Raw genomic sequence first — 17,807 nt, forward strand, 5'->3', positions numbered from 1 at the left:
CGATGCTCGGCTTCTGGCTGAAGGCACTCAGGCGGCCGACGCTCGACCTTACGCTCGCGACCGCGCCCGGTCTGACGACGCGGATCATCGAGCGGCCGGGCGTGGTGCTTGATGATGCCGAGCTCGCGACGCTGGTCGAGCAGTTGCGGACGGTGGCGGGGCGGACGCTGGCGCAGGGTGCGCTGACCTATGGCGTCTTCTCCGGCGAGCGCGAGCGCCTGAGCCAGAGCATCGTCACCCTGATCAGCGAGACGGCGACTGGGCGACCGGTCGCCTTCAACGCTCTGGCGCAGATGCAGCTCCAGCTCAACGGCGAGCCGGAGCAGGTCACGCATCTCGGCCTCGTCATGGTCGATCCCGAGGTGCGCGGGCGCGGCCTCTCCTGGGTGCTCTATGGCCTGACCGTGCTGGTGCTGTTCGTGCGCGGGGGCCTGAGGCCGCGCTGGATCTCGAATGTGACGCAGGTGCCGAGCGTGGTCGGCATGGTCTGCGAGACTTTCTCCGACGTCTATCCGTCCCCCGATGCCGGCAGCCGCCAGAGCTTCGCGCATCTTTCGCTCGCCCGGCAGATCATGCGCGGGCACCGGCATGTCTTCGGCGTGGGAGAGGAGGCCGGCTTCGAAGAGGCGCGCTCGGTCATCACCGACGCCTATACCGGTGGCTCGGACGATTTGAAGAAGAGCTTCGAACAGGCGACCCAGCATCGCGATCCCAGCTACAACGAGTTCTGCCAGGGGACGCTGGACTACGAGCGCGGCGATGACGTGCTCCAGCTCGGCCGCATGGATCTGGCGGCGGCGCGCCGTTACCTCCTCGGCCAGGTTCCGCGCGCCTCGCTGCCGGGACTGATCGGCGCTTCCGCCTTCCTCCTGTTGCAAAGGCTGGTGCTGCCCTTGCTGCACTGGCTCGACGATGGCAGGCGTTTCGGCACATTGCGTCCACGCGCCGCGAGGACGAAGCCATGATTCCCGGATTCAGCTACGAGCTCTTCACCACCCGCAATATCGGCTTCGTCACGGAGGCGGAGCAGGCAAGGCTGCGGCAGGCGACGATCTTCGTCTGCGGCGTCGGCGGCATGGGCGGAGCTGCCTTCATGGCGCTGGTCAGGGTCGGGGTCGGTCGCTTCGTCATCGCCGATATCGATGTGTTCGAGGTCTCGAACCTGAACCGGCAGGTCTTCGCCAATGCCGGCACGGTCGGCCGGCCCAAGGCCGAGGCCGCTGCGGAAGCCGCGCGCGCGATCAATCCGGAGATCGAGATCGAGGTGCTCGGCGCCGAATGGGAGGAGCGCCTGCCGGAGATCGCCGGGCGCTGCAAAATCATCGTCAACGGCATGGACGACATCGCCGCCGGCCTGCATCTCTACCGCATAGCCAAGGCGGCGGGGGGCAGCGTGATCGACGCCTACATGGCCCCGCTCCCCTCGGTGATCGTGGTCCGGCCGGAGGATCCGCGCCCGGAGGAGCGGCTCGGCTTCCCGACGCTCGGCAAGGATTGGCGGACGCTCAGCGAGGACGACAAGCGCGCGGCGATGCTGTGCGAGGTCACCCATGTCATGCTGCATTCGCGCTCGCGCCATCATGTCGACCTTGCCATCGCCGGCGAGGTCGCGGCCGGCCGGCGCAGCCGCATGTCGTTTGCGCCGATGGTGATCACGACCGGCATGATGATGGCCTATGAGGCGATCGCGCTGGCGCTCGGCAAGCGCACCGGCACCGATTGCCGCGGCTGGTTCTTCAACCCGTACCGGCCGGCGGTTGAGCGGCCCTTGCCGGCGCCGGTCGCGGCGCTGCTGAAGCCTTTCGTCGTGCGGGCACTCAAGCAGATGGTGGCCGGACCATGAATGGCGGCTTCGCCAATCCTGCTTTGGTCGCCGATTCCATCGTCGACATCTGCGGCGCGCTCGGGCTCGCCGTCGCCATGCTGACCTTGCGCCGGCGCGATCCGCGCGGGGCTCTGACGACGCGTTTCCTGCTGGCTATGGGGCTCGTCGCTGCGCTCTTCCTGCTGCGCGGCCTGAGCTGGTGGAGCGGCAGTGTCCTGCTGGAGCGGCTGGCGCTGTCCTGCGCCGCGCTGTTCCCGCTGGGCGCTCTGATCGTCACCGAAGGCATGCTGCGCCGGCATGCGCCGCGCGCCGGCAAGATCGCCGTGCTCGCCGGCTCCGGCCTGCTCGTGCTCGGCAGCCTGATCGGCCTTGCCGATCATCCCTGGGCCTATGATCTGGCGCTGGCCGGTTTCCAGTTCATCACGATCGCCTTCTGTGGCGTGCTGCTGTTCCGGCGCGATCCGGCCTCGCTGACGGCGGCGGAGAACACCAGCGTCTGGCGACTCGGGCTCTGCGCCTTCCTGATCCTGCCCTTTGCGCTCAGCGATTTCCGGGGGCTGATGCCCGGCATGCCGGTCCGGCTCGGCGGCGTCGGCGCCTTGCTGCTGGTCTCGATCGTGCTCGTGACCGGCGGAGCGGCGCCGACGCGCCGGCAGGGCTTCTACCTGCTTGGCTTGCGCAGCGTCGCGGCGCTGCTGCTCGGCGTGGCTGCCGCGCATGTCACGCCAGGCGCCGACCTCGCCCATGGCGTCAGGCTCTGCGCCGTGACGCTCGCCGGTGTGCTGGCGATCGCGCTTTGCGTCGATGCGCTGTCGAGCTCCTTCGATGCGGCGGCGCCCGGCGTCCTCGGCTCGCTCGCCCGCTCGCGTGCCGAGACACGGGAGGCGCTGATCGCCCAGCTCGCCGGCCACCCGCTGTTCAGCCATGCCCGCCGGCTCGGCGAGGCGGAGCTCGGCGACTACGATCCTGCCATCCTGAAGCCGGCGCTGCGCGAGATCGGCGTGCTGCATGCCTCCGGGCGAAGCTGGCCCTGGCCACCGACCGGTCCGGCGGCAGAACGGCTGGCGGCCCTGATGGCGGCTCATTCCGCCAGCCATCTGCTCGTGCTCGGCGAGGAGCCGCTCGACCTGCTGCTGGTCACCGTGCCGGTGGTCTCGGACGATCCCGCGACCGAGACGGCGCTGGCGCTGGTGCGCCGGCTCCTGGCGAGCGCACCGAGCAAGGTCCCGGCATGATCGAGATCACCAGCAACGACCGCAAGGCCGCTTTCGCCGTCACGGCCGAGGTCTATCCGGCTGGCAGCTCCTATGTGCCGCCGATGTGGTCCGATTTCGACCGGATGCTCGATCCCGCGCGCAATCCACTGGTCAAGGACGGGCATGGTCGTTTCGAGCTGTTCACGGCGTTGCGCGACGGGCGGCCGCTGGGGCGCATCGTCGCTGCGATCCACGACGCCTCGAATGCGCGCCATGGCACGGCCCGGGCCCAGTTCGGCTATTTCGACTGCGCCGATGATGCCGAAATCGCTTCGGCCCTGCTCGGTGCCGCCGAGAGTTGGGCGCGTGAGCGGGGCATGGCGGAGCTCGTCGGCAACTTCAACCTGACCGCGATGCAGCAGGCCGGCGTCGTCACCGGCGGCTTCGACAACGCGCCCTTCACCGACATGCTCTTCAGCCCGCCGCATATCGCGCGGCTGCTCGAAGCGAACGGCTATGCCCCGACCTTCCCGATGACGACCTTCCGGATCGCGCTCGCCGAGGTCGATCCTTCAGGGCTGCTCGGCGACAAGCAAAAGGCGATCCTCGCCGATCCCGATTATCGCTGGATGCCGATCGATCGCCGGCATTTCGCTGAGAGGCTGGAGGAATCGCGCCTCATCCTGAATGACGGCTTCGACGCAAATCCGATGTTCGTAGCCCCGACCGCTGAGGAATACCGCTTCCAGGCCGGCGACATGATGTGGGTGATCGACAAGCGCATCTCGACCGTGGTGCACCACAAGGACGAGCCGGTCGGTGCGATCATCGCGATCCCCGATCTCAACCCGCTGGTGAAGGCAGCCGGCGGGCGGATCGGCCCGAGCTTCCCCTTGCGCTTCCTCTGGCATCGCTGGACCAACCGGCGCGCCGTCATCGTCTACCAGTCGGTCAGCCGTGCCTTCCACAATCGCGGGCTCAACGGCGCCATGCTCTACAGGGTGACGAGCGCGCTGAAAGCCGCCGGCTATGACGAGCTCGGCGGCACCTGGATCGCCGACGTCAACGGGCCAAGCCTGAGGCAAGCCGAAAAGGCGGGGGCAAAGCCGCTGCACCGGCTGCACCTCTTCGCTAAGAGCCTACGGGGCTGACGATGATGCTCGACCGGCCTCTGCTCGAAGAGCTGCTTGCCGAGGTCCGGCAGGCACCCAGCGTCCACAATATCCAGCCGACACGCTGGCGGCTCATCGGCGGTGATGCGCTGCAAGTGCTGGAAGATATTTCGCGGCGCCTGCCGGCGGCCGATCCGCTGGGGCACGATGTCCGGCTCTCGCATGGCGCGGCGATCGAGGGGCTGTCGCTCGCGCTCGGCCTGCGCGGGCTGAGGATCGCGGAAGTCGAGCCGGTGATCGACGTCACGGCGTCGGATGGCTTGCAGCCGGTTGCGCGAATCACCGTAACGACGGGCGGTGAACTTGATGGGCTGGCGGGTTTCGTCTCGGCCCGGGCGAGCTGGCGCGGCGGCTTCCGATCGGTCGATCGGGCGGGCGAGGCGGCGCTCTATATGGTCTCCGCCATGGCCGGCGATATGCAACTGGTCCGCGGCGCGGATAGCGTCGACGCGATCGCAGGGCTCGCCGACGAAGCCGGCTTCCACTTCCTCTGCGACGACGCCCATCGCGCCGAGTTGCTGCGCTGGATGCGGCTGTCGCGATCTGATCCGGCTTACCAGCGAGATGGGCTCAGCGCCGAGGCGATGGCGATGCCGGGCATGGTCGCGTTCGGGACCAGGCTGGTGCTCGGTCCGCTGTTTTCGCCGCTGCGTCGGCTGGGTCTTGCTGCGACGCTGGTGAGCGAGCGCGGCAAGTTCGCGAACTCCGCCGTCACGATCTTCCATCGGCCGGATGGCGAAGACCCGCTCGTGACCGGGCGCGCCTTTTACCGGGCCTGGCTGGCGATGACGGCGCAGGGGCTCGCCGCTTGTCCGGTCTCGGTGCTGGCCGACTGGCCGGCGAGCAACCGGCAACTGGTTGAACGATATGACATTCCCGCTGGCCGACGCCTGGTCAATGTCTTCAGGCTCGGGCAGCCCGATGGCGCGCCTGCGGGAGAGCGAGCCAGGCTGCCGGTGGCGGAGCTGATCGCCTGATCGCCGCCGCAAGGCTGGACAATCGGCGACGGCACGACAGATTGAACACAGGTTTTTCTGCGAGAGGATGCCAGGCATGCTGCCGGACGAGATGGTCAAGCGCTTCAGGGTCACGGATGGCGACGATTTCAAGCTGAAGCGCTTCGACCCCGGCGAGACCTGTGGCCTCGCTCTCGACAAGAACGGGGCGAGCGAGCTGCTACAGGCCGGCGTCAAACGCCTGCGCGACCTGCAGGAGCGGCTCTTCGCCGAACGGCGCTGGTCGGTGCTGATCGTGCTGCAGGCGATCGACACCGCCGGCAAGGACGGGACGATCGAGCACGTCATGTCCGGGGTCAATCCGCAGGGCTGCGAGGTCACCTCCTTCAAGGCGCCGAGCTCGCTGGAGCTGCGCCACGACTTCCTCTGGCGCACCACCTGCGCGCTGCCGGAGCGCGGCGAGATCGGCATCTTCAACCGCTCCTATTACGAGGAGGTGCTGGTCGTGCGCGTCCATGAGGAGCTGCTGCGCAAGCAGGGTCTGCCGCCCAAGCTGATCGGCAAGCATGTCTGGCGGGATCGCTTCGAGAGCATCTGCGATTTCGAGAAGCATTTGGCCCGCAACGGTACGGTCGTCCTGAAGTTCTTCCTCAACCTGTCGAAGGACGAGCAGCGCCGGCGCCTGCTGTCGCGGATCGACGAGGCCGACAAGAACTGGAAGTTCGATCCGGGCGACCTCGCCGAGCGCAAGCATTGGGACGACTATCAGGGCGCCTATCAGGACGCGATCGCCGAGACCGCGACCAAGCACGCGCCCTGGCATGTCGTGCCGGCCGACAACAAATGGTTCACTCGGCTGATCGTCGCGGCGACGATCGTCGATCGGCTGGAAAAGCTCGATCCGCAGTTCCCCGTGGTCGACGACGAGGCCCGCAAGGTGATGGCGAAGGCGCGCAAGGAGCTGCTGGCCGAGGATGGTGGGCGCAAGCGCAAAGGCGGAAACTAGTCAGCCATCGCGGGTAGGAGAGGCGGCGTCGCTGCGGACATAGCGCCAGAGCACGTCGGTGATCTCAGCCCGCTGGCGGGCCTTCGCCTCGGGCGAGGACATGTCCCAGCGGAATTGCGCCTCGAAGGTGTGGCGGTTCGCCACCGAGAAGATCGAGAGCGCGTTGAGCGTGGCGTGGAGCGCGTGGGCATCGATCTCCGGCCTGATCGCGCCGAGGTCCTTGCCCTTGGCGAGCACGCGCTCGATCTGGCCGATGATCGGCCGCGTCATCTGCTGGAGCGGTTCGCTACGGGCGACATGCCGGCCGCGATGGATGTTCTCGATCGCGACGAGGCGGACGAATTCCGGGTTGGCCTGGTGGAAGTCGAAGGTGAACTCGGCCAGCCGCCGGATCGCCGCCTCCGGCGCCAGCGTCTCGAGATGCAGGCTCTCCTCGGCCTGGCGCATCCGGCCATAGGCCATCTCCAGCACGGCAATGAAGAGTTCTTCCTTCGAGTTGAAATAGTAGAAGATCAGCCGCTTGGTGATCCCGGCCCGCGCGGCGATGGCGTCGGCATTGGCGCCGAGCAGCCCGTTCTCGGCGAACTCCTCGAAGGCGATCTGCAGGATCTCGGCCTTGGTCTTCTCGCGATCCCGGCGTCGGACCTTGGCCGGTTCGCTGCTTGCCGGCTTGCGCGTGGTCACAGCTGTCATCCCGCGATCCCGATTGCCCGTTCCGATGGGGAGCCTTGCTTACTTAGCTCATCTTAAGGCGCTTGACAGTAATTATCCATCAGGTTAATTGGAGTGCAATTATCCCACGAGTTAATTGTGGGTAGATGGATGGCGGTCATAGGGAGCCGTGGGATCATGAAGACCATCGCAATCGGCGTGATCGGCGCGGGGCTGATCGGGCGCAAGCACCTGGCCAAGATCGCCGCGCATCCCGACTTCGATTTGGCGGGGATCGCCGATGTCAACGCCGAGCAGGTCGCGGCCCAGAACCCCGATGCGCGCGTCTTTGCCGATTATCGGGCGATGCTCGACGAGACCCGGCCGGACGCCGTCATCATCGCCTCGCCCAATCAGCTCCATGCCGAGAACGGCATCGAGTGCGCCCGCCGCGGCATCCATATCCTGATCGAGAAGCCGGTGACTGACACGCTGGCGACGGCGACTGCGCTGATCGAGGCGACCAAGGCCGCCGGCATCCGCTCACTGGTCGGCCATCATCGCCGCCATCATCGCCAGGTCGCGACCTTGCGCTCCCTGCTGGGCGAAGGCCGGATCGGCGATCTCGTCGGCGTCTCCGCGATCTGGGCGGTACACAAGCCGGAGGCCTATTTCAGCGCGGCGCCCTGGCGGACGCAGGCTGGCGGCGGGCCGGTCCTGATCAACCTGATCCACGAAATCGACTTCCTGCGCTTCTCGGTCGGCGAGATCGTCGCGGTTGGCGCCGTTCTCTCCAACCGGCGGCGCGGTTTTGCCGTCGAGGACACGGCCGGCGTGCTGATCGAGTTCGAGAACGGGGCGATTGGCACCTTCTTCGTCAGCGACAGCGCCGTCTCGCCCTGGACGACCGAGCAGGGCGTCGGCGAATCCCCCGAATTCCCGTTCAGCGGCGAGAGCAGCTATCGCTTCATGGGCAGCCGCGGCGCGCTCGAATTCCCCAATCTGGTGCAATGGACGCAGGCCGGCGAGGCGCCGAGCTGGAACCTGCCGATCCAGGCACAGCGGATCCATGCGCCGACGCTCGATCCCTATATCGCCCAGCTCGACCATTTCCGTGATCTGGTCCGGGGCGATGCCGCCTCGCTGCAGCCGGTCGAGGACGGGGCGCGCACCCTGATCGCGACGCTCGCCGTGGCCGAGGCCGCTGCGAGCGGCCGGCGGATCGACCTGCGCGAGCGCTACGCGACGCTGCTGCCGCGCTCGTAAGGCGCTCGCCGACCGTTGTCGCGGGGGGATCAGCGATCCCCAGCGCCCTCGGTCGTGCCGCGGTTGCGGACGATGGTGTCCCTCGCGGTCGCCAGGGCAGAGAGCGCGATGCCGATCGTCCGTTCGCTTCCTTGCTGCCCTGCCTCGTTCTTGAGGAGCAAGCCGAGCACCTCCTGCATCGGCAGGCCGGGCCTCGGCTCGCGCTGGCCCAGCCATTGCCCGGTCATGGCGAGCTGGATCTGCTCGGCCAGCAGCTCGGCCGCCTTAACCTTCTCCCGCAGGAGCTGCCGTTCCTCGGGAAAGCCGTCTCGCGGCGCCTTGAGCACACGGCGGATCTCGCGCAACGGCAGCACCGTCGCGGTCCGCCATTCGGTCGTCTGCTGGTTGAGCTCCGCGACATCCGCCACTGAGAGGGGCTGCCGCAGGACGAGGTCGGCATAGGTCGCGACCAGCAGCTGGATCACATCGAGCCCGGCTTCGTCCTGCAAGCTCAGGCAGGCTTCGGCAACGCTGGGCAGCGCATAGAATTCCAGCGCGAAACGCCAGAGCGGGCCGTCGAGGTCGAGCTTGCTCATCTTGAGTCTCCACGCTGCGAGGCTCTTGCCAGTTCGCCGACAGTGACGGGCTTGATCGGGTCGCGGACGCGATAATAGCCGGTCTCGGCCTCGCTCCGGTTTGTCTCGCGCGCGATCAGGCCGGTCACGCTCGGTCCGCAGAGCCGTCCCTGGCACGGCCCCATACCGACGCGCAGGAAGGCCTTGGCCTGGCTGGGGCCGAGCGCCCCGCGCGCCACCGCCTGACGCAGCGAGCCGGCGCAGACCGCCTCGCAGCGGCAGATCGTGACCGGGTCCGGCGGCGCGACAAGGTCGGGGCTCGGCCGGTACAGGCGGTCGAGGAAGGGCCGAGCGGTCAGATGGGCGTTGTGCGCCTTCCGGATGCTGCGCAGCCGGGCGTCGCGTTCGGCCGTGGTGATCCGGCCAAGCTCCGCCAGGATGGCGAGGGCGGCGGCATCGCCTTCATGGTGGCTGGCCTGCGCTCCGACGATGCCGCCGGCATCACCGGCGATGGAAATGCCCGGCAGCGTGCTGGCGCCCCATGCGTCGCGGCGGGGCTGGAAGCAGGACTGGGCGTCGTTCCAGTCGAAGGCACAGCCGAGGGCGCGCGGCAGCTGCTGCTGCGGGATCACGCCCTCATGCAGGCCGACCAGATCGCAGTCGAGCCGGTGCGGCGTTCGCCCAGTGCGGAAGCGGATCGCGGTGGCGCGCTCCTCGCCCTCGATCGCGATCTCGCTGACGCCGCGAAAGAGCTGTGCCCGCCCGAGCATCAGCGCGGCGAGCAGGCCGGCGCCCTTGGCCAGATAGCGCCAGCCCTGACCGGTGAAAGCGCGCGGTAGATGCGGCAGCGCGGCGGGAATGTTCCGGGGCCGGGCGGTGTCGAGCAAGGTCAGGTACTCGACGCCGGCATCGAGGCATTGCCGCGCGAAGAGATAGAAGAGGGGGCCGGTGCCGGCGAGGACGAGCTTGCCGCTCGGCACGAGACCGCCGGTCTTCAGCAGGATCTGCAGGGCGCCGACCGTCATCACGCCCGGCAAGGTCCAGCCCGCCAGCGGCACCGGGCGTTCCATTGCCCCCGTGGCGATCACTAGCGCCTTGGCCCGGTCGAGCGCGACAGTACCGTTTGTGCGCGACCAGACCGCGGCGCCAGGCTCGACCCGCCAGACGGTGCTGGAGAAGCGTAGCTGGGCGCCGGAGGCACGCAGGCGCTCGGTGAGCGCCGCGCCGTGCAGATAGTCGGGCCCGAGGATCGCCGAGAGCCTGGCATTGCCGCGGTTGCGCTCGATCGCGCGGTAGATCTGGCCGCCAGGCTCGGCCTGCTCGTCGAGCAGCAGGGTGCGGGCGCCACCTTCGGCCAAGGTCGCCGCTGCCGCCATGCCGGCGGGGCCGGCGCCGATCACGATCGCATCCCAGTCCGGCGTCATGGCAATTGCCTCGCGCCGATCTGGCGGCGAACGACCATGCCGTCCTCAGCCGGTGTCAGGCAGGCCTGCTGGTTCTGCCGGCCGTCGATCTCGACCAGGCACTCGAAGCAAACGCCTATCATGCAATAGGGTGCGCGCGGCGAGGCGTCGACGGGGCTCTGGCGCAGCGCGCCGATGCCGGCGGCGAGCAGAGCTGCTGCCAGGCTGTCGCCGGGACGGAAGGCTATCGCTCGCCCTTCGAAGGTCAGCGTCAGGCCGTCTTCGGCAGCGCCGGGCTCAATGCGCCTGAACATCGAACCGTCCGCTTCCGAAACTGGCGACCGCTGCGGGAAGGGCGCCGGCCGCGACGGCCGGGCCGATGTCGAAGGCATGCACGCTGGCGAGCGTCACGCCGCTATGGCAGGTCGCGGCGAAGGCGCCGGGATAGCGGCTGGACTCCTCGTAGATCGGCAGGCCGTCAGGCGTCATCACTCGCAGCGAGCCCCAGAAACGGACCACCCCCGCGGACTCCAGGCCAGGCAGGACGCGCAGGGCCGTGGCGCAGAGATCGGCGGCGGTCGCCACCTGCGTGGCGTCGTCGAAGCCGACTTCCTCATGGCTGCTGCCGAACAGGAAGGAGCCCTCGGCAGTCTGGCGCAGGCAGTTGGCGGCATAGGGGAAGCAGGGGCGCACGCGCTCCGTCACCACGATCTGGCCGCGCTCGGGCTCCACGGGCATCGACAGGCCGAGCTGCGGCGCGAGCCGGGCGGAGCCGAGCCCTGCGGCGAGGACGATGCGGCGGCCATGGACCGGCCCGGACGGCGTTGCCACGGCAAAGCCGCCGGCTTCGGGGCGGATCTCGGCGACGGCGGTGCCCGGCCGATAGCTGCCGCCGCGGTCCTGCAAGGCCTGCTGCAAGGCGCGCAGCAGATAGAGCGGGCTGACATGCGAATCCTCCGGCGAGAACGAGGCCCCCACGACCTCGGGGCCGATCCCGGGCACGAGGTCGCGCAGCGCCGCGCGGTCGAGGAACTGCATGGTGATCTTGCCGCCATCCGCCTGGCTGCGGGCGAGGACGTCGCGGCGTTTGTCGAGTTCGGCTTGCGAAAAGCAGAAGTGCAGGCCGCCGGTCGGGCGCCAGCCGGTATCGAGGCCGGTCGCGGCATGGAGTTCCCCTGCAAGGTCCTTCCAGAGGCGGCCGGCCCGCAGCGACCAGTGCATATAGGCCGGCTTGCCGACGCCTTTGCCCTGCAGCCAGATCAGGCCGAAATTTCCGCGCGAGGCCCGGTAGGCGACATCGCCCTCGTCGAGCAGCGCGACGCTGGCGCCGGCCCGGCTCGCGCCCCAGGCGATCGCGGCGCCTATCAGCCCGCCGCCGACCACGACGAGGTCGTAGGTCATCTGCGCGACCTCGGAATGCCGTACTCCCGCGGTCGGATCGCGGCATGCAGCCAGTCGACCAAGGTGACGATGTCGAAGACCGGCAGGCCGAATGTGCGCTGGATCGCCGCCGAGTGCGGCGGCAGGTTGGCGCATTCGCTGACGATGGCGCCGATCGCCGGGGTTTCGGCCAGCATGCGCTCGACGACCGCCAGCACCTCGCGCTCCTGGGCGGCGTGATCGGCGAGCGGGCGGTTCTCGCGCATATGCGAGCGGATGACGCCGTTCTCCGGCAACTCGCCGAGCGGCAGGCCGGTCGGGGCGCCGACATTGCGGAAATGCCGGTCCTGCAGCGCCTTGCGGTCGGAGACGATCACGCCGACGGTCTGGCCCTCGGGCAGCAGGCTGAGCGCGAGCGGGATCTGCATCAGGCTGGAGGTCGCGATCGGCACGGGCGAATGACGGCGCAGCTCCGGATGGACCGCGGCAAGGAAGCCGCAGCTCGTGGTGATGCCGGCGGCGCCGATCGCGACGAGATCGTCGATCGCCTCGCGGAATGGGCCGAGCGACTGCTGCGGGTCGCCCTCGATCACGTCCTTCGGCGTCACGCCGCGCACGACGCGGAACTGCACTGGAAAGTCCCAGGTCCCGGTGTTGGCGACGTCGCCGGGCAAGCGGTCGAAGCCGGTGTCGAGCACGATGACGCCGATCATCGCGCCATGCACCGGGCGGCGTCTGGGTTGATGCGCGGATGGTGTCATGACCGGGCTCCTGCGCTCAGGCTTCGGAAGCGGTCTTGCGGGCAGCCGCCATGCCGGCCCAACGGCGGACCGCGCCGGAATCGACACCGAACAGGTCGAGGGCGCGCCCGACGCTGTGGTCGACCATGTCGGCGATCGTCTCCGGCAGGGCGTAGAAGGCCGGCACCGGCGGCATGATGATCGCGCCCATCTCGGCGAGGCTGGTCATCGTCCTGAGATGGCCGAGATGCAGCGGGGTCTCCCTGACCATCAGCACGAGCTTGCGCCGCTCCTTGAGCACGACGTCGGCCGCCCGGCTGATCAGGGTCGAAGTCACGCCGGTCGCGATCTCCGACATGGTCCGCACCGAGCAGGGGGCGATCAGCATGCCGAGCGTGCGGAACGAGCCGCTGGAGATCGTCGCGCCGATATCCTGGATGTTGTGGACGACGCTCGCCTTCTCGGCCAGCGCCGCAGGGCTCATGCCGAGCTCCTGCGACAAAGTCAGATGGGCCGAGCGTGTGACGACGAGATGCGTCTCGACGCCTGCCGTCGCCAGCAATTCGAGCGCCCGCACGCCGTAGACTGCGCCGGAGGCGCCGCTTATGCCGACGATGATGCGCGCGGGCGTGTCGTGATCGCTCATGGGAACACCGCTGCCCTCAGGCGTTGTCGAACCAGTCGGAGAGGACGATCTGGTCGGCGAGGCGGATCTTCTTGCGCTCGAATTCCGGCTTGCGGTGGAAGGGCTTGGTCGCGTCGATCAGCAGGCGGCCCCAATGGTCCTTCTGCTCGTCGCGATAGAAGGACGGCGTCTCCGGGATGATCAGCATGTCCTTGTCGGGCCGGCAGCGCGTCAGCGTCGCCCACATCACGTCGTCCATGTCGTAGATGTTCACGTCGGGGTCGACGACGGTGATGATCTTGGCCCAGATCGGCTCGGCGCCGATCGTCGCCAGCATGACCTGGCGGGCATGGCCCTCGAACTGCGTGTCCATCTTGACGATGGCGTGGTTGACGAAGGGCTGGCAGGTGACGTCGAGGATGCCCGGCAAGGCGGCGCTGAGGCGCTGGTAGATGTTCGCCGAGACCGAGAGTTCCAGCGTCAGCACCTCCTCGGCCGAGCCGCACAGGATCGAGTGGAAGACGGCGTCCTTGCGGACGGTGACGCCCAGCACCTCGAAGACCGCGTTCGGACCTTCGGGGACGTAATAGCCCATGAACTCGCCGAACGGCCCTTCGGGCCGGCGCTCGTTCGGCAGGAAGCGACCCTCGATGACGATCTCGGTATCGGCCGGCACTTCGAGGTCGATATGCTTGCACTTGCGCATCGCGATCGGGCTGCCCTTGAGGCGGGCCGCGACCTCGAGCTCGTCGACATCATAGGGCAGGGGGGCGGCGGCGGTCAGGAACGAGGTCGAGGGCGCGCCGATCAGCATGGCCGCCTCGAGCGGCTTGCCCATCTTCTCGGCCTTCTCGTGATAGATCGTCAGGTGGTGGCGCGGTGCCAGCCGGCAGCGCAGCTCCTCGTCGCTGACGAACATCGAGCGGTGATAGGACAGGTTGCCGACGCCGGTCTCGGGGTCCTTGGCGATGAACATCGCCGAGGTAAAATAGGGCGCTGCGTCGCGGTCGGAGTAGGTGATCAGCGGCAGCTCGGAGAGCTTGCACTCGATCAGCTCGTCATCCTGCGACTGCACGAAGGCGGGGCCGCCGGCGCTGCTGCCGAGATTGGCGAGATTGCTCCATTGCCGGCAGAAATCGGCGGCGTCGATGCCGATGATCTCGGCCAGCCGCTCGCGCGAGCCGTAGACATTGGTGACGACCGGGAAGCGGGTGCCCTTGACCTTGTTGAACAGGATCGGCTTGCCCCAGCGCTTCTGCGCGGCATGGGTCACCGCGGCGAGCTCGTGGAAGGGATCGACCTCCCTGTCGACGACCAGCAGATCGCCTCTCTCCTTCAGGCGAGCGATGTAATTTCTCATCGGAGTGTCCTTGCGGATGTGATGTCGGGGCGGGCGCGTCAGCGCCGGCGTTGCGAGGGGCGCCAGGTCAGGGCCATGCGCTCGAACAGCGAGACCGCCCCGATGCCGAGCGTGGTGAAGACGGTGATCGAGACCAGCGCCGCGAAGACGAGCGGGGTGTCCATGTTGAACTGGCCGAACAGGATGAGATGGCCGATGCCGCTGTTGCCGCCGATGAACTCGCCGACGATCGAGCCGACCAGCGCCAGCGGGAAGGCGACCTTGAGCGCGTCGGTGATGTAGGGGACGGCGTTCATCAGGCGCACCTTGGTGAAGATGCGCCAGCGCGTGCCGCCGGCCAGCGTCGAGAGGTCGATGACATCGGCCTCGATCTCGCCGAGGCCGGTCAGCGAATTCACGAAGATCGGGAACAGCGCGAGGAGGAAAGCGAGGATAATCTTGGATTCGACGCCGAGGCCGAACCAGATCACGAACAGCGGCGCCACCGCGATCTTCGGGATCGAGTTGAAGGCGGCGAGCAGTGGCATGACGATCGAGCGCAGCATCGGCACATAGATGACGAGCAGCGCGAGCAAGACGCCGAAGACCAGCGCCAGAGCGAGGCCGACCAGCGTCGTCATGCCGGTCATGAACAGCCCGTGCAGCTGAAGCGAGGCGGTCTCGGCGAAGCGGGCGGCGATCGCGGACGGCAGCGGCAGCACATAGCCGGGAATGCCGAGCAGCGGCGCGCCGATCTCCCAGGCCAGCAGCAGGACGGCCAGGAACAGGAGCGGACGCAGGCGCGCGAGGACGGAGGTCTCGGCCATCGTCAGTACTCCGTCTCGCCGGCTTCGATGCCCTCGCGCACCCGGGCGGCGAAGGCGACGAAGCGGGGATCGCGCAAGGTCGCGGTGGTGCGCGAGCGCGGCAGGTCGATCTCGACGATGTCGTGGATCCGTCCCGGCCGCGGCGACATCACCACGACGATGTCGGAGAGCAGGACGGCCTCGGTGATGCTGTGGGTGACGAAGAGAACGGTATTGCGGCTCTCCTCCCACAGCGTCTGCAAGGCGAAGCCCATGCGCTCGCGGGTGATGACGTCGAGCGCGCCGAAGGGCTCGTCCATCAGGATCAGCGAGGGCTTGAGCAGCATCGCCCGGCAGATCGCGGCGCGCTGCTGCATGCCGCCGGACAGTTCGAAGGGGCGGCTCTCCTCGAAGCCGGAGAGGCCGGCGAGCGCCATCAGTTCGCGGGCGCGGCCCTCATAGTCGGCAGCGCGCAGCCCGCCCATCTCGGCGACGAACAGGATGTTGCCGAGGGTGGTGCGCCAGGGCAGCAGCACCGGCGACTGGAAGACCATGCCGACATCGCGGATCGGGCCGGTGACCTCCTGCCCGCGCAGCTTGATGCGGCCGCTGCTGGCGCGCACCAGCCCGGCGGCGATGCGCAGCAAGGTGGACTTGCCGCAACCGCTGGGCCCGACGATCGAGACGAAGCTGTTCTCGGGGACCGAGAACGAGGCCTGGTCGATCGCCAGGGTCGAGCCGAAGGTCTTCGACAGGTTGTCGATGACGAGGGAGGTGGACATGGAGGCTTCCGGAGTGCGGTCGTCAGGCTGAGAAGGGCGGCCGGGGCGGCCTACTTCCCCTTGATCGCGAAGAGGTCGTCGGGCGTCAGCGCCGCGTCGAGCTTCAGCGCCTTCTTGACCAGCTCGATCGTGCGCTGGATGCGCTTGTCCTCGGCCGCGCCATAGCCGTGCTCGGCGGTGTAGGGCGTCTGCATCGACTTGATCGCGCCGGTCCACTGCGTCAGCACGGTGTCGCGGTTCATCGCCGGGTTGGCCTTGACCATGATGTCGGCGGTCTCTTCCGGGTTCTTGATCGCGTATTCGACCGCCTTGCGCGTCGCGGCGGCGAAGCGCTTGGCCTCGTCGAGGTTCTTCTCGAGGGTCGGCGTGCCGGCGACGAGGACATAGCCGAACACGTCATAGCCCCAGTCGACGAAGCTTGAGAATTCGACGGTCTTGCCCTGGGCGGTCGCGACCTTGGTCAGGGCCGGCATGTCGCCGTCGGAGCTGGCGGTGAACAGGTCGGCCCGGTTGCTGAGCAGCAGCGAGAAATAGACGCCGGGGTCGGCAGCCTGCCAGTCCAGCTTGGAGGCGTCGAGCTTCTTCTCGTCGAAGATGATCGGCAGCACGACGCGGGCGCTGTCGGTCTGCGACGCCGCGATCCGCTTGCCGATGATCGAGTCCGGCGTCTTGAACGGCGTCAGCGAGGCGAGGCCGCTGGTGGTGACGTCGGTGTAGACCATGAAGGCCTTGAGCTTGGCGCCCTTGGCGATCGCCTGAACGACGGGCCCGACCTCCGCCATGCCGTAATCGGCCTTGCCGCCGTCGACGGCGGCGATGACGAAGCCGCTGCCGGTCGCCGGCGCGATGTCGATGTCGAAGCCGGCTTCCTTGTAGAAGCCCTTGTCGCGGCCGACGAAGAACGGGGCGTGGCGGCCGTTGTAGACGTAGTTGGTGAGGAAGGTGATCTTCTTCGGCGCCGGTACCTGGGCCTGAGCCCGCGCCTCGATGCTCAGGCTGCCGAAGCCGAGCATGGCGGCAAGGGATGCCGTCAGAATTCCGAGCTTGTGCATCAAAACCTCCCCGTTTTCCCGGAAGGCCGCCGGGCCTCGCCCGCTCGCCGTCCGGATTCGCGTCGCCGCGATCGCCCCTGCCGGCGTGCCCACCGGCTCATCCCCGAATGGCCCGGCCCGGCTCGAACGAGCCCGGTGCCGCGCATCTCTTGGAAAAATTATGTTGCGCAATGCACAACAGTGTTGCACAATACGAGCTTGTCAGCCTTTGCCGGCCTCGTCAAGCAAGATGCGGGAGCGTGCCCTGATGGAAAATCCCGTTGCGCAACCGAGCGAGGGGCGAGGCGCCACGGTCGGTGCTGTCGAGCATGCGATAGCCATCCTGCGCTGCCTGTCCGGGTCGCCGGAGCCGCTGGGGATCAACGAGATCGCGCGGCGGATCGGGCTGCACAAGAGCTCGATCTCGCGGCTGGTCGCGACCTTGGTGGCGGCGCGGCTGGTCGAGCGCGATGCGGCCTCGGCCCGGATCAAGCTCGGGCCCGGCCTTGTCCTGCTCGCCGCGCCCGTGCTGGCCGAGCTGCACATCAAGGACCTGGTCCGGCCGGCTCTGGAGGAACTGGCGGCGCGATCGGGCGAGACCGCGAGCTTCAACATGTGGGACGGCAGCGATGCCGTGACGATCGAGCAGGTTCCCGGCCCCGGCGCCGTCCGGATCTTCTCCGAGCCGGGCCGGCGCGATCCCGGCCATTGCACGGCCTGCGGCAAGATCCTGCTCGCCCATGAGCCGTCCGAAGCGATCGAGGCCTATTGCGCTGGGGTGCTGGAGCGCTTCAACGAACGGACGATCGCCGATCCCGCGGCCTTGCGGCAGGAGCTGGAGACGTCGCGCCAGCGTGGCTATGCGCTCAATTTCGGCGAGCTCGACGGCGAGATCAGCGCGATCTCGGCCGTCACCCATGACGCGCGCGGCAAGGTCGTCGGCAGCATCACGGTGACCGTCCCGAGCTACCGGTTCACGCAGGAGCGGCAGGAGGAGCTGATCGCCATGGTCGTCGAGACTGCCCGCCGCCTTTCGCGGAGCCAGGGTTAGGCCGCCGCGGTTCGAAGCTCTTCA

Annotated in this window: 19 protein-coding genes; 8 read left to right on the forward strand and 11 right to left on the reverse strand. The window is 68.2% G+C overall.

Going from position 1 to position 17,807, the window contains the following annotated elements; all coding sequences use genetic code 11:
- Window positions 1-2 precede the first annotated feature (2 nt).
- The 6 genes from AC3WLC_RS04260 (at window position 3) to AC3WLC_RS04285 (ending at window position 6,155) form a co-directional block, all read left to right on the forward strand.
- The gene (locus tag AC3WLC_RS04260) at window positions 3-965 is read left to right on the forward strand and encodes a hypothetical protein (RefSeq protein WP_493682690.1); all 963 of its coding nucleotides are present in this window, start codon (window positions 3-5) and stop codon (window positions 963-965) included.
- On the forward strand, window positions 962-1,843 hold the full coding sequence (locus tag AC3WLC_RS04265; RefSeq protein ID WP_493682691.1) for a ThiF family adenylyltransferase: 882 nt from the start codon (window positions 962-964) through the stop codon (window positions 1,841-1,843). The genes AC3WLC_RS04260 and AC3WLC_RS04265 overlap by 4 nt, the downstream gene beginning before the upstream one ends.
- Complete coding sequence (locus tag AC3WLC_RS04270; protein ID WP_493682692.1) at window positions 1,840-3,060, forward strand: hypothetical protein; 1,221 nt, start codon at window positions 1,840-1,842, stop codon at window positions 3,058-3,060. Before AC3WLC_RS04265 ends, AC3WLC_RS04270 begins: the two co-directional genes overlap by 4 nt.
- Window positions 3,057-4,172, forward strand: coding sequence for a GNAT family N-acetyltransferase (locus AC3WLC_RS04275; RefSeq protein ID WP_493682693.1), 1,116 nt, complete (start codon window positions 3,057-3,059; stop codon window positions 4,170-4,172). Before AC3WLC_RS04270 ends, AC3WLC_RS04275 begins: the two co-directional genes overlap by 4 nt.
- 5 nt (window positions 4,173-4,177) lie before the next feature.
- Window positions 4,178-5,170, forward strand: a complete 993-nt coding sequence (locus AC3WLC_RS04280; protein ID WP_493682694.1) for a hypothetical protein — start codon at window positions 4,178-4,180, stop codon at window positions 5,168-5,170.
- A 76-nt stretch (window positions 5,171-5,246) separates the two neighbouring features.
- Complete coding sequence (locus AC3WLC_RS04285) at window positions 5,247-6,155, forward strand: polyphosphate kinase 2 family protein (RefSeq protein ID WP_493682695.1); 909 nt, start codon at window positions 5,247-5,249, stop codon at window positions 6,153-6,155.
- Here AC3WLC_RS04285 and AC3WLC_RS04290 read toward each other — a convergent pair whose 3' ends face one another.
- The gene (locus tag AC3WLC_RS04290; protein ID WP_493682696.1) at window positions 6,156-6,848 is read right to left on the reverse strand and encodes a TetR/AcrR family transcriptional regulator; all 693 of its coding nucleotides are present in this window, start codon (window positions 6,846-6,848) and stop codon (window positions 6,156-6,158) included.
- Between the two features lie 156 nt (window positions 6,849-7,004).
- On the opposite strand from AC3WLC_RS04290, the gene AC3WLC_RS04295 reads away from it, so the two are divergent.
- Entirely contained in the window at window positions 7,005-8,072 is a 1,068-nt protein-coding gene (locus AC3WLC_RS04295) for a Gfo/Idh/MocA family protein (RefSeq protein ID WP_493682697.1), read from the forward strand.
- A gap of 29 nt (window positions 8,073-8,101) precedes the next feature.
- On the opposite strand, the gene AC3WLC_RS04300 is transcribed toward AC3WLC_RS04295, so the two are convergent.
- Genes AC3WLC_RS04300 through AC3WLC_RS04345 form a run of 10 tightly spaced genes read right to left on the reverse strand, consistent with a single transcriptional unit; the run spans window position 8,102 to window position 16,753 of the window.
- Window positions 8,102-8,647 (reverse strand): TIGR02444 family protein, encoded by a 546-nt coding sequence (locus AC3WLC_RS04300; RefSeq protein WP_493682698.1) that lies wholly within the window; start codon window positions 8,645-8,647, stop codon window positions 8,102-8,104.
- Window positions 8,644-10,050 carry an FAD/NAD(P)-dependent oxidoreductase gene (locus tag AC3WLC_RS04305; RefSeq protein WP_493682699.1) on the reverse strand — a complete coding sequence of 469 codons (1,407 nt, stop codon included), beginning with the start codon at window positions 10,048-10,050 and terminating at the stop codon, window positions 8,644-8,646. Before AC3WLC_RS04305 ends, AC3WLC_RS04300 begins: the two co-directional genes overlap by 4 nt.
- Window positions 10,047-10,343, reverse strand: a complete 297-nt coding sequence (locus AC3WLC_RS04310) for a (2Fe-2S)-binding protein (RefSeq protein ID WP_493682700.1) — start codon at window positions 10,341-10,343, stop codon at window positions 10,047-10,049. Before AC3WLC_RS04310 ends, AC3WLC_RS04305 begins: the two co-directional genes overlap by 4 nt.
- The gene (locus tag AC3WLC_RS04315; RefSeq protein WP_493682701.1) at window positions 10,327-11,430 is read right to left on the reverse strand and encodes an NAD(P)/FAD-dependent oxidoreductase; all 1,104 of its coding nucleotides are present in this window, start codon (window positions 11,428-11,430) and stop codon (window positions 10,327-10,329) included. Before AC3WLC_RS04315 ends, AC3WLC_RS04310 begins: the two co-directional genes overlap by 17 nt.
- Window positions 11,427-12,170, reverse strand: a complete 744-nt coding sequence (locus AC3WLC_RS04320) for an aspartate/glutamate racemase family protein (RefSeq protein ID WP_493682702.1) — start codon at window positions 12,168-12,170, stop codon at window positions 11,427-11,429. Before AC3WLC_RS04320 ends, AC3WLC_RS04315 begins: the two co-directional genes overlap by 4 nt.
- Before the next feature lie 16 nt (window positions 12,171-12,186).
- The gene (locus AC3WLC_RS04325; RefSeq protein ID WP_493682703.1) at window positions 12,187-12,795 is read right to left on the reverse strand and encodes a UbiX family flavin prenyltransferase; all 609 of its coding nucleotides are present in this window, start codon (window positions 12,793-12,795) and stop codon (window positions 12,187-12,189) included.
- Window positions 12,796-12,811: 16 nt separating this feature from the next.
- Window positions 12,812-14,134 carry a UbiD family decarboxylase gene (locus AC3WLC_RS04330; protein ID WP_152015762.1) on the reverse strand — a complete coding sequence of 441 codons (1,323 nt, stop codon included), beginning with the start codon at window positions 14,132-14,134 and terminating at the stop codon, window positions 12,812-12,814.
- Window positions 14,135-14,172: 38 nt separating this feature from the next.
- The gene (locus AC3WLC_RS04335) at window positions 14,173-14,940 is read right to left on the reverse strand and encodes an ABC transporter permease (protein ID WP_493682704.1); all 768 of its coding nucleotides are present in this window, start codon (window positions 14,938-14,940) and stop codon (window positions 14,173-14,175) included.
- 2 nt (window positions 14,941-14,942) lie between these two features.
- Window positions 14,943-15,701, reverse strand: coding sequence for an ABC transporter ATP-binding protein (locus tag AC3WLC_RS04340; RefSeq protein ID WP_493682705.1), 759 nt, complete (start codon window positions 15,699-15,701; stop codon window positions 14,943-14,945).
- A gap of 50 nt (window positions 15,702-15,751) precedes the next feature.
- The gene (locus tag AC3WLC_RS04345; RefSeq protein ID WP_493682706.1) at window positions 15,752-16,753 is read right to left on the reverse strand and encodes an ABC transporter substrate-binding protein; all 1,002 of its coding nucleotides are present in this window, start codon (window positions 16,751-16,753) and stop codon (window positions 15,752-15,754) included.
- A gap of 247 nt (window positions 16,754-17,000) precedes the next feature.
- On the opposite strand from AC3WLC_RS04345, the gene AC3WLC_RS04350 reads away from it, so the two are divergent.
- Window positions 17,001-17,783 carry an IclR family transcriptional regulator gene (locus tag AC3WLC_RS04350; RefSeq protein WP_493682707.1) on the forward strand — a complete coding sequence of 261 codons (783 nt, stop codon included), beginning with the start codon at window positions 17,001-17,003 and terminating at the stop codon, window positions 17,781-17,783.
- Window positions 17,784-17,807: the final 24 nt, after the last annotated feature.

The sequence above is a fragment of the Allobosea sp. GW821-FHT03A12 genome, from assembly GCF_058986765.1.